Here is a 12067-nt window from a genome sequence, read left to right on the forward strand (position 1 = left end):
ACATCATAATCCCAAATAACAGTAAGAGACATGAAAAGTAAACGAAAAGCAAATTAGCATCTCCAAATAAACAACATTCCGTATCTTTGTACTTTGAATTTTGATATATGGAAACAGTCATTGAAAATATACCAACTGGAAAACCGAAATGGTTAAAAGTAAAACTTCCAATTGGACAAAAATATACTGAACTTCGTGGTTTAGTAGATAAATATAGCTTAAACACCATTTGTACCTCAGGAAGTTGCCCAAATATGGGTGAGTGTTGGGGTGAAGGAACAGCTACTTTTATGATTTTAGGAAATGTTTGTACGCGTTCCTGCGGATTTTGCGGTGTAAAAACCGGAAGACCGGAAACGGTAGATTGGGACGAACCTGAAAAAGTGGCCCGTTCTATAAAAATCATGAACATCAAACACGCTGTTATTACAAGTGTTGACAGAGATGATTTGAAAGATGGCGGTTCTATTATCTGGATCGAAACCGTAAAGGCGATTCGCAGAATGAACCCAAACACCACTCTTGAAACTTTAATTCCTGATTTTCAAGGAATCGAAAGAAACCTGGACAGAATTGTAGAAGCAAACCCTGAAGTAGTATCTCACAATGTTGAAACGGTTCGTCGTTTGACTCGTGAAGTACGTATTCAGGCAAAATACGATCGTAGTTTAGAGGTTTTACGTTACCTGAAAGAAAAAGGAATCAACAGAACCAAATCCGGAATTATGTTAGGTCTTGGCGAAACTGAAGAAGAAGTTTTTCAGACTATGACAGATTTACGCAATGCAAATGTGGATGTTGTTACTATTGGTCAATACCTACAGCCAAGTAAAAAACATTTACCAGTAAAAGAATTTATTACCCCAGACCAGTTTGCACGATACGAAAAATTTGGTCTTGAATTAGGTTTCCGTCATGTAGAAAGCGGTCCGCTAGTTCGCTCCTCATACAAAGCGCAAAAACACATTTTATAAAATAAGGTTATTTGTTTAACTGTTTAATCGTTCTGACTTAAATGATTAAACAGCTGAACGATTAAACAAATAAACAAAAAACTTGAAAACAAGAATTGCTATTAATGGTTTCGGAAGAATTGGTAGAAATTTATTCCGTTTACTTTTAAACCATCCTGACATTGAAGTCGTTGCCATCAACGATATCGCTGATAACAAAACTATGTCCCATTTGATAAAATACGACAGTATTCATGGGGTTTTACCTTTTATCGTTAGTCATGACGAAACAGGAATAATTGTTAATGAAAACCATTATTTGTTTTTTCATGAAAAAAGCATTTCAAAATTAGACTGGAAAAGCCATAATATTGATTTTGTAATAGAATCTACAGGAAAATACAAAACCCACGAAGAACTAAATGCTCATCTTGAAGCGGGGGCTAAAAAAGTAATTCTTTCTGCTCCATCAGAAGTTGATAGTATCAAAACGGTAGTATTAGGTGTTAATGAAAATATTCTGGACGGAAGCGAAAACATTATTTCAAATGCAAGTTGCACCACAAATAATGCTGCCCCGATGATAAAAATCATCGATGAATTGTGCGGAATCGAGCAAGCCTACATCACAACGATACATTCTTACACTACAGACCAAAGCCTTCATGACCAGCCACATAAGGACTTACGCCGTGCCAGAGGCGCAAGTCAGTCAATTGTTCCAACAACTACAGGTGCGGCTAAGGCATTAACAAAAATTTTTCCTAAATTGCATGAGAAAATCGGAGGTTGTGGAATTCGCGTTCCCGTTCCCGATGGTTCATTGACAGATATTACGTTTAATGTAAAACGTGCTGTTACTATTGAAGAAATAAATAAAGCATTTCAAGAAGCCTCAAAAACAAATTTAAAAGGAATATTAGATTACACAGAAGATCCTATTGTTTCTGTTGATGTAATTGGCAATACACATTCGTGTTTGTTCGACGCGCAACTAACCTCTGTCATTGACAAAATGGTAAAAGTTGTGGGTTGGTACGATAACGAAATTGGCTATTCATCAAGATTAATCGATTTGATTTTGCGTACAAGAAAAACATAAGATTCATTGTAAAAGCATTGCATTACATGAAATACCACTTTTTTATTCTTTTTTGTTTTTTTAATTCATTTTTGTATTCTCAATCCAAAAAGAATACGGACAGTGTTTCCTATTACAACAAATTAGTCAATAAAAATCTGGAAAATAAAAAATACAACCAAGCTGTTTTTTATACCCAAAAGTCTATCACTTTTTGCGAATCAAATCACAAACATGAAGGTTTAGCCAATCAAACTTTTAAGCTTGGAAAAATTTACTACAAACAACATAAATACGATGAAGCCCTAAAGAGTTTTCATAAAAGTGTTGCTTCGTTTGATAGTGTAAAACCAACCTGTACCAAAGTTCTGGCATTGCATTATATTGGCGTAGCCAATACTGCAAAAGGCGATTATGAAATCGCTGCCCTTTATTACAAAAAAGCCGAATCGCTTTTGAGCCAGTTAAAAATGGTTGACCACGCCGAAGTTTTGAACTTTCAAAAAGCGATGGCATTAAAAGCAAATAAGAATTTACCTCTTGCAGCAAAATCTTTTCACGAAATAATAAAAAAACCTGACAACCCTTCTATTCTAAAAACTAAGACTGATGCCTATTATCAACTAGGGTTAATAGAAACACAACTTAAACGCAATGATTCGGCTATAATTTATCTGGACAGCGCTTTAGAATACAATTCAAAAAGCAACAATCTGGCTCAGAAGTCCAAAATCATTTTAGCGATAAGCCAATATTATAAAAAGAATAAAAACTTTGATCTCGCCTACTCTTATCTGGATGAACATTATCAGTTAGAAAATTATATTTTAAAAATAAAAAATGCGAAACTTGATCTTAATGAGTTCGAAAAATTCAAAAAGAACCAATCCTTAAACAATACCATTAAACGCGAAAGCGAAGAAAAAATTCAGTTAAAAACATATCGTTATTCTAAATTGGTCAGCATCCTGGCCATTGCCCTCATTTCAATTTTATCTCTTTTAAGCCTGGCTTTATATAAAAATAATATTATTCGAAATCAGAATAATTTACTTTTAAGAGAAAAAAACAAAGAACTTATTTTAGCCAAAAACAAAGCTGAAAAAGCATCAAAAGCGAGATCCGAATTTTTATCAACAGTAAGTCATGAGCTCCGGACACCATTAAACGCTATAAACGGAATTACGCATTTACTTCTGGAGGATAATCCAAAAAAAACACAATTAAAATATTTAGAATCTTTAAAGTTTTCTGGAAACTATCTCACGACATTTATCAATGAAATTCTGGAAATTAATAAAATCGACTCGACAAAAGTCGAAATAGAAAACATTAGTTTCAACTTAAAAGAGCTGTTGTTCAACATTCAAAGTTCCTTAAAAGAATTAGCAACGGCCAACAAAAACTATTTCAACCTTGAGATAGACGAATCAATTCCGGATAATTTAATTGGTGATCCCACTAAAATTTCTCAAATCATTTTAAATCTGATTAACAATGCTTTAAAATTTACACAAAACGGAAATGTAAATGTAATTGCAAAATTATATACGAAAGAAGAAGATAGCGCTACAGTTTATTTTGAAATCGTAGATACAGGAATTGGTATTCCTGAAGACAAACTGCAAACTGTTTTTGAAAGTTTCTCGCAAGGATCTATAGAAGTCAATCGTAAATATGGCGGAACCGGTTTAGGTCTTACAATCGTTAAAAAACTTATTGAACTTTTAGGAGGCGAAATAAAGCTAAAAAGTGAAGTAGGCAAAGGTTCTACTTTTACCTTTAAATTGAAATTTAAGATTAACAATGAACCTTTGGAAGTGGTAGAAGAAGCAAAACCCTATAACGACAAGCAATTAAAAAACAAATCGATTTTATTGATTGAAGACAACAAAATCAATCAAATGATTACTCGAAAAATGCTCGAAAACAAAGCTATTACCTGCGAAATAATCGATAATGGTGAAGATGCAGTTGAGCTTTTAAAAATAAAACGATTCGATATGATTTTAATGGATGTTCACTTACCCGGAATCAACGGTACAACAGCCACAAAGCTAATCAGGGAATTCGACAAAACAACTCCAATTATTGCATTAACAGCGATTTCGCTTGACGAAAACCGAGATATGCTTTTATCTTTTGGGATGAACGATGTGATCACAAAACCATTTGTTCCTGATGAGTTTTACAGTACAATTGCTAAATTTTTCGATTAATTTTTTTTAGCTGCTAAATTCTGAGTTCAATTTAACATACTCTAAAATCGTTGCGTCAAAATTTTGCTGGTGATTGATAAACGTACTTTTTATTGGCAAATAATACAATTGAGAAGCCAGTTTAGAATCTTTTAAGCGTACATAATCTTTTTCTGTTGTAATGATTTTTTTATTTCCTGCTTTACTTTGAATCAATTCTAAATCACTATCAGAAAAATTATGATGATCCGGAAAAGTCAGGCATTCATCATTTTCATTTTTTAAATAATCGAAAAACGGCGTTGGTTTTGCAATTCCTGCAATAAGTAATTTCGATTCTGATTTAATTTCATTTACAGCTATTTTTTTATTTTCTCCATAAATAGAATCATCATAATCTATAAACGTAAAATAGATTTGCTGCGAACAAGTCAGTTTCAATTTCAAACGAATTTCTGTTTGTGCTGCATCTGATAAATCTTTCGGGCATTTCGTAACAATTACAATATTGGTCCTATTTGCCCCACTTCTGCTTTCGCGAAGATTTCCGGTTGGCAGCATAAAATCATCTGCATACAAATCACCGTAAGAACTCAATAAAATATAGAAACCCGCTTTTACTTTTCGGTGTTGGTAAGCATCATCTAATAAAACCACCTGAGGTTTTTCATTCTGCGAAAGCAATTGTATTATCCCGTTTGTTCTATCGGCATCAACCGCCACCTGAACATTGGGGAATTTTTGATAAAACTGAAAAGGTTCATCGCCAAGAATTTCTGCACTAGAACTTGAACTCGCCAAAACAAACCCTTCAGATTTTCGTTTATAACCACGGCTTAAAGTTGCCACTTTATATCGATCAGATAATAATCGTATTAAATATTCTATTTGAGGAGTTTTCCCAGTTCCGCCAACGCTTAAATTTCCAACGGCAATAACAGGAATATTAAAAGATGTTGATTTTAGAATTCCTTTATCAAAAAGAAAATTTCTTATCGAAGTAATGAATCCATATAAAACGGCGAAAGGGAAAAGTATTTTTCGAAGTAAGTTCATTTTACGAAAGTATGATTTTTAAATTTCTACCACAAAATTAATGATTACTTCAATCTATCAAATGCTTTAGTATTAATAAGAGATTTCATTTGAACAATTGCAATTTCATTCAACTTCAGCAATCTATCGACTTGCTGTATTTCTTGTTGTATCAAAACAGCATTAATACTCTCAAGATTTGACAATACAACTAATTGTTCTATTGAAGCAATATCTCTAATATTACCTTTTTGATCAGGATTCTCAGTCCGCCATTGTTTTGCTGTTTTTCCAAAAATAGCCACATTTAAAGTATCAGCTTCATCAGCATAAATAAAATTCTTTTGAGCCACGGTTAGACTTAATGGAATCAAATTTTCCTTTATTGCGTCAGTATGGATTTTGTAATTAATTTTAGAGATTGTCCTTTGTAAATTCCAATCTAAATTTTTGGTTTTATTTTCATCTTCCTTTAGACGCTGAAACTCTTTAATAATATAGAGTTTAAACTCAATAGAAATCCAGGAAGCGAATTCAAATGCAATATCTTTATGTGCATAAGTTCCTCCGTATCTCCCTGATTTAGAAATTATACCAATAGAATTAGTGGCTTCTATCCATTTTTTAGCAGTCATGGTAAAACTATTCAAACCGGCTTGCTTTTTAAACCCGTCGAATTCGACGGGTTTAAAATCAGGATTATTTAAAATTTCCCAAAATCCCAAAAGTTCAATAGTATTTCTGTTTCGCAACCAATTTTTTATAATATCATCGATATGATCGGGATCCTTGTAGCGCGCAATATCAGTTATACAAATATAATCTTGTTCTAAGTTCGAGAGCAATGAAATTGAATTACCATTCACCTCCATTTTATTCAATTTTGCCATACATTATGTTTCTATTTTAAGAGAACCTTGACATGTCCTAATTTACAAAATACAAAAAGAAGAAAAAACCTACTTACCGCATTCCTTTTACGAAAGTATAATTTTTTTCGTTAATTTGTTTCAAGTTTCAGATTTCCTTAATCGCAAAAAAAATGAAACTTAAAACCTGAAACAAAAAATAATGAAAATCAAAGAAATATTAGCAGTTCTGGAAGAAATGGCACCTTTGGCTTACGCCGAAGATTTTGACAATGTTGGCCTATTAGTTGGCGATGCTGAAACTGATAGCACCGGAGTTTTAGTTTGTCATGATGCTTTAGAGAATGTCATCGATGAAGCTATTGCAAAAAACTGCAATCTTGTAGTTTGCTTTCATCCGATTTTGTTTTCCGGAATTAAAAAAATTACGGGTAAAAATTATGTAGAGCGCGCGATCCTGAAAGCGATCAAAAATGATATTGCTATTTATGCGGTTCACACAGCTTTAGATAATCATTCTGCGGGAGTTAATAAAATATTTTGTGATGCTTTAGGGTTAACGAATACTAAGGTTTTAATTCCGAAACAAGGTTTTATCAAAAAACTAGTAACTTACACTACTCCTGATAATGCTGATAAAGTTCGAAATGCTATGTTTGAAGCTGGCGCCGGAACTATTGGCAATTATGACAATTGTAGTTTTAATACCGAAGGCTTTTTCACTTTTAAGGGAAATGAAGATAGTAATCCTGTAATAGGAGAAAGAGGAAAATTACATACCGGAACCGAAATAAAAATTGAAGTTGTTTTTGAAAAACATTTACAATCCCGAATTTTAAAAGCTCTTTTCGCGAATCATATTTACGAAGAAGTAGCTTATGAAGTTTATGATTTACAAAACGCTCATCAGAATATTGGTTTAGGAATGATTGGAGAATTCGAAACAGAAATGGATGAAAAAGATTTTCTGGTTTTTGTAAAAAATAAGATGATTGCCGACGGAATTCGCCATTCGGCTTTTACGGGGAAAAAAATCAGGAAAGTTGCCGTTTTGGGAGGCTCAGGAAGTTTTGCCATAAAAAATGCAATTATGGCCGGAGCAGATGCTTTTTTGACTGCAGATTTAAAATACCATCAGTTTTATGAAGCAGAAAATCGACTACTTTTAGCCGATATTGGTCATTTTGAGAGCGAACGCTATACAAAAAACTATATTGTTGATTATCTTCGAAAAAAAATCCTTAATTTTGCCATCATTTTATCAGAAGAAAATACAAATCCAGTTAAGTACTTATAGAATATGGCGAATACGAAAGAATTAAGTGTTGAGGACAAGTTAAGAGCAATATACGATTTACAGCTTATTGACTCTAGAATTGACGAAATCAGAAACGTGAGAGGAGAACTTCCTTTAGAAGTGGAAGATCTAGAAGATGAAGTTGCAGGTTTAAGCACGCGTTCAGAGAAACTGAAAAGTGAACTTGAGGTTATTGAAGATCTTATCAAAGCAAAGAAAAATGCTATTGATGAGCACAAAGAGGTTATCAAAAAATACACAAAACAACAAGAATCAGTTCGTAATAACAGAGAATTTAATTCTTTGACTAAAGAGGTTGAATTTCAGGAATTAGAAATTCAATTGGCTGAAAAGCAAATCAAAGAAATGAAAGCTTCTATCGAACATAAGAAAGAAGTTACTTCGAACTTAAAAGAAAAACTTGACGCTAAAAGTTCTCACTTAAAACATAAAAAATCTGAATTAGATGCTATTATGGCTGAAACTCAAAAAGAAGAAATCTTCTTATCTGAGAAATCAGCTGAGTTCTCTGCTCAGATCGAAGAAAGATTATTAGCTGCTTATACTAGAATCAGAACTAGTGTTCGTAACGGATTAGCGGTTGTATCTATCGAAAGAGGAGCATCTGCAGGATCATTCTTTACAATTCCACCTCAAACACAGGTTGAAATTGCTTCTAGAAAGAAAATCATTACTGATGAGCACTCTGGAAGAATTTTAGTTGACAGCGCATTAGCTGAAGAAGAAAAAGAAAAAATGGAACAATTGTTCTCTAAATTCTAAATATTTAAAATCCCGATTTAATCGGGATTTTTTTTTGCCATTATTTTGCTAAATCTTGTGGAGAATTTTACCTCAAAGAACGCAAAGATTTTATCTAAGATTGCTTTTGAAAGCACAAAGTTCGCAAAGCTAAATCAATACAAAGCTTTGCGAACTTTGTCTCTTATAAAAGCTAAGAGTAAAAGAAAACTAAGTGTTCTCTTCGATAATTTTTTTTCTCTTTCTATAGGTGTTATAATTGATAAAGGATTTTCAATCTGTGCTAATCTTTTAATCTGTCGCAAAATATTTTTCAGCAACTTTAAAATCATATTTTTATCTTTATAAAAAATTAAGTTTTGGGAATTAAAAAAGGGATTCGTTTCATTACATTAAAATCGGTGGGGTCGTATATTAACTTTCTAAGTTATGTTCGTCCGCAAAAAGCTGTTGAACTTTCTTATGCTCTTTTTAGTCAGCCCAGAATTGGAAGATTACAAAAAGAAGATTTACCCAAAATATTAAAAAATACAGAAACCGAAACGTTTCATCACAACGAACATCATTTTCAGACTTACATCTGGAAAGGAAACGAAACCAAAATTCTTCTCGTTCACGGTTGGGAAAGCAATGCCGCACGCTGGAAAAAAACCTTACCACATCTTCAACAATCAGGAAGTACCATTATTGCTATTGATGCTCCCGCGCACGGCCAAAGTAGCGGCAAAGAATTTAATATTCCGCTGTATGCTGAATTCATTAATAAAGCAGTAGAAAAGTATCAACCCACAATTATTATTGGTCACTCGATTGGTGGCGCAGCTTGCGTTTATCATCAATATTTATTTCCGAACACAAGTATTAATAAAATGGTGATTCTTGGAGCGCCATCAGATTTAAAAACATTGATCGACAATTATATTGCCATGTTGAGTCTGAATGCCAAAATGTTTTCGCTACTTGAAACTAAATTCATCAATCGTTTCAACTTTAAAATTGGGGATTTCTCTGCACAAAAATTCGCTTCTCAATTTAATGTTTCGGGTTTCATTGCGCACGATACTTCAGATAAGATTGTTGCTTTTGACGAAGGAAAAAAAATTGCGAGTAACTGGAAAAATAGTCAGTTTATAGAAACTAAAGGTTTAGGCCACGGTATGCATGATGATGAATTGTATGAGAAGGTAATTGAGTTTTTGTTTTCTTCTGATAAAGTTTAAATGCCACTAAGTCGCTAAGGCACTAAGTTTTTTTTATTTCACCATTATACTTTGTCATCCTGAGGCACGAAGGAACGCACGAGTAACTCTGTTCCTAGAATCTCCAATCTATGTCGAGCTTCTTGTGTGATCTCTCCGTTCGGTCGAGATGACAAGATTGTGATTACTTTGTATTAAAAAAATTTCCCGCAGATTTAGTCTGCTCATTTTTTGTCATCCCGAGGTACGAGGGATCTCCATAAGAAACTCCGCAATCAAAATCGCCAATCTTTGTAGAGCTACTTACGGAGATCCCTCGTACCTCGGGATGACAAAATTGTTTTTAAACAATAATTTTAAAAGACTTCAACATTTCTTTTTCTCCTTTTCCTGTTATTATAATAGCTCTGGAATCTTTTGTTCTTCTTATCCAGTCTTGCTCCAGCATTTTATTCAATAACAATGTTCCTACTGAACCTGCTATATGATATCGTCTTTCGCTCCAGTCGAGGCAAGGTTTTAAGAATATTCTTTTTTGTTTTTTTGCGTCTCCGATATTAATTCCGAAATCTGAGAACCATTTTTCTCCTTCAGGACTAATTTCGAAAGTATTATTCTTTTCTATAATTATTTTTTGTTCCAATAAACTATCGGCTAAAGCCACACCTATTTTTCCGGCTAAATGATCGTAACACGTTCGGCAATATTTTACGGGAGGGTAATTCTCTATTTTCTTTTTTGAAGAGATCTCCGGCTTGGGAATAAGATTTGCCATTGCTTCAACAACATATGCTACTTCTTTACTAGAAAATCTATAATATTTATGTCTGCCTTGTTTTTCTGCAATAAGTAAATTAGCATCAAGAAGTTTCCCCAAATGCATACTAATGTTTTGAGGAGATGTATTTACAGCAATTGAAAGTTCAGTGGCAGTAAATGCCCGTCCGTCTAGCAATGTCCACATGATAGCAGCACGCGTAGCATCACCAATTAATCCTGCAGCTTTTATAAATTGATCTTCCATTAGATTTTCATAGTTAAATATAGAATGAACTATTGATGTGTAAAGTTAAATAACTTTGCTAAAAACGATATACATGACCTCTACCTTATTTCTTCTGTCTAATGTGCAGGATCCTTATTCGATATATAAATCTATGATGGATAAAAACCCGATTCATTGGGATGACGAGAACAAAACCTGGGCAATTTATTCTTATGAATATTGTATTGAAGTTTTAAAAAATCCTAATGCTTTTATTCCGGCTATAAACCTGAATAACGAACCGCAACTTAACAAACATGCTGTAGACATTTTGACCAACCTTACGAGATTATCAAATGGGATTGAACATACGATAAATCGTGAAATTGCCAGTTTACTGTTTTCGAACCTACAATCTGTAGGTATCAATACCATTGTTTCTCAATTGATAAAAAATGATTTAATCGAAAATAAAATAGATTGGATAAATGCGGTTTGTAAAAAACTACCGGTTTTAGTTGTTTTAAAAAGTTTTGGTTTTACAGATAATGATTGTGAATTTGTTTTGAATAAAATTGAAACTTTGGTCAAAATAATGCTTCCGAATAAAACAGAAGAACAAGTAAAATTGATCAATGAAATTACTGAAGAAATCTTTTCTATGGTAGAAAAACAACTTTCGCGACTCGATTTCTACAACCCTTTATTAAATAAAATATCCGAGTCAGAAGTTCTTTCGCTTGACGAAATAAAAATAAAAACCATTAGTAATTTAATCGGATTGATGATTCAGAGTTATGATGCTGGTCGCGGAATCTTGAGTAATTCATTATTACAAATTATCAAACACAAAACTTTTGCCGATAGAACAACAATAGAAAAATCGGTTATCGAAACTTTGAGATTTGATCCGCCAATTCATAATACAAGGCGAATTGCAAATGCAGATATTGCTTTAGGAGAAACCATAATTAAAAAAGGCGAAAAAATATTCATCGTTATTGCTGCGGCCAATAGGGATTCTGAAAAATTCGAAAACGAATCAAATTTTGATATCGAACGTTTTAATAATAACGAGAATTTGACTTTCGGGATTGGCGGCCATCAATGTTTGGCCAAATATTTTTCGATTAATCTGGCTACTGAAGTTTTATGGTTTTTATTTAATGAATACAAAACGGTTACACTTTTAGACAATAATATAGAATACGAACCAATGATAAACGCCAGATTACCAAAAAGTATCTGGATTTTGATACAATAATAAAAATAAAATATGATAGCAGTAATTTTTGAAGTAATCCCTAATGAAGGGAAAAAAGAAGAATATCTGGATATCGCTGCAAGTCTTCGACCAGAATTAGACAATATAGAAGGATTTATATCGATAGAACGTTTTCAGAGTTTTAGCAATCCCGATAAAGTTTTGTCATTATCTTTCTGGAAAGATGAAGCAAGTATCCAGCAATGGCGAAATCTAGAAATGCACCGCCACGCGCAAGCAAAAGGCAGAAATGAAGTTTTTAAGGATTATCATTTAAGAATTGCCACTGTTGTTCGTGATTATGGAATGTTTGAACGAAAAGAAACGCCGAGCGATAGTTCGCTGTTTCATTCTTAACAAAAGGTTCAATGGTTCAAAGGTGCAGATATGCATGGTGACAAAGGTTTTTCTTTTGATTGAGGAA

The 12067-nt window shown here is 33.1% G+C and carries 11 protein-coding genes; 8 read left to right on the forward strand and 3 right to left on the reverse strand.

Translation table 11 applies throughout. The features are described 5' to 3' along the window. Positions 1-107 precede the first annotated feature (107 nt). The 3 genes from lipA (at position 108) to ACIDC4_RS11265 (ending at position 4253) form a co-directional block, all read left to right on the forward strand. Positions 108-974 carry a lipoyl synthase gene (lipA, locus tag ACIDC4_RS11255; RefSeq protein ID WP_412045348.1) on the forward strand — a complete coding sequence of 289 codons (867 nt, stop codon included), beginning with the start codon at positions 108-110 and terminating at the stop codon, positions 972-974. An 82-nt stretch (positions 975-1056) separates the two neighbouring features. Further along, positions 1057-2055, forward strand: coding sequence for a type I glyceraldehyde-3-phosphate dehydrogenase (gene gap / locus ACIDC4_RS11260; RefSeq protein ID WP_412045347.1), 999 nt, complete (start codon positions 1057-1059; stop codon positions 2053-2055). Positions 2056-2081: 26 nt separating this feature from the next. After that, positions 2082-4253, forward strand: a complete 2172-nt coding sequence (locus ACIDC4_RS11265; protein WP_412045346.1) for a tetratricopeptide repeat-containing hybrid sensor histidine kinase/response regulator — start codon at positions 2082-2084, stop codon at positions 4251-4253. A gap of 6 nt (positions 4254-4259) precedes the next feature. Here ACIDC4_RS11265 and lpxK read toward each other — a convergent pair whose 3' ends face one another. Further along, positions 4260-5288, reverse strand: a complete 1029-nt coding sequence (lpxK, locus tag ACIDC4_RS11270) for a tetraacyldisaccharide 4'-kinase (RefSeq protein ID WP_412045345.1) — start codon at positions 5286-5288, stop codon at positions 4260-4262. Positions 5289-5332: 44 nt separating this feature from the next. Then, complete coding sequence (locus ACIDC4_RS11275) at positions 5333-6157, reverse strand: KilA-N domain-containing protein (RefSeq protein WP_488381139.1); 825 nt, start codon at positions 6155-6157, stop codon at positions 5333-5335. 181 nt (positions 6158-6338) lie between these two features. On the opposite strand from ACIDC4_RS11275, the gene ACIDC4_RS11280 reads away from it, so the two are divergent. The 3 genes from ACIDC4_RS11280 to ACIDC4_RS11290 all read left to right on the forward strand — a co-directional run bounded on the left by ACIDC4_RS11280 (position 6339) and on the right by ACIDC4_RS11290 (position 9415). Next, positions 6339-7433 (forward strand): Nif3-like dinuclear metal center hexameric protein, encoded by a 1095-nt coding sequence (locus ACIDC4_RS11280; protein ID WP_412045344.1) that lies wholly within the window; start codon positions 6339-6341, stop codon positions 7431-7433. Between the two features lie 3 nt (positions 7434-7436). After that, positions 7437-8216 (forward strand): zinc ribbon domain-containing protein, encoded by a 780-nt coding sequence (locus ACIDC4_RS11285; RefSeq protein WP_065450969.1) that lies wholly within the window; start codon positions 7437-7439, stop codon positions 8214-8216. Between the two features lie 338 nt (positions 8217-8554). Then, positions 8555-9415 (forward strand): alpha/beta fold hydrolase, encoded by an 861-nt coding sequence (locus ACIDC4_RS11290; RefSeq protein WP_412045343.1) that lies wholly within the window; start codon positions 8555-8557, stop codon positions 9413-9415. Between the two features lie 322 nt (positions 9416-9737). On the opposite strand, the gene ACIDC4_RS11295 is transcribed toward ACIDC4_RS11290, so the two are convergent. Further along, complete coding sequence (locus ACIDC4_RS11295) at positions 9738-10418, reverse strand: ArsR/SmtB family transcription factor (RefSeq protein WP_412045342.1); 681 nt, start codon at positions 10416-10418, stop codon at positions 9738-9740. A gap of 73 nt (positions 10419-10491) precedes the next feature. Between ACIDC4_RS11295 and ACIDC4_RS11300 the strand changes: the two genes are divergently transcribed. Then, positions 10492-11643 carry a cytochrome P450 gene (locus tag ACIDC4_RS11300; protein WP_412045341.1) on the forward strand — a complete coding sequence of 384 codons (1152 nt, stop codon included), beginning with the start codon at positions 10492-10494 and terminating at the stop codon, positions 11641-11643. A 12-nt stretch (positions 11644-11655) separates the two neighbouring features. Continuing rightward, positions 11656-12000 (forward strand): antibiotic biosynthesis monooxygenase family protein, encoded by a 345-nt coding sequence (locus ACIDC4_RS11305; protein WP_412045340.1) that lies wholly within the window; start codon positions 11656-11658, stop codon positions 11998-12000. Positions 12001-12067: the final 67 nt, after the last annotated feature.

Source organism: Flavobacterium sp. C3NV (genome assembly GCF_046825355.2).
Lineage (GTDB): Bacteria > Bacteroidota > Bacteroidia > Flavobacteriales > Flavobacteriaceae > Flavobacterium.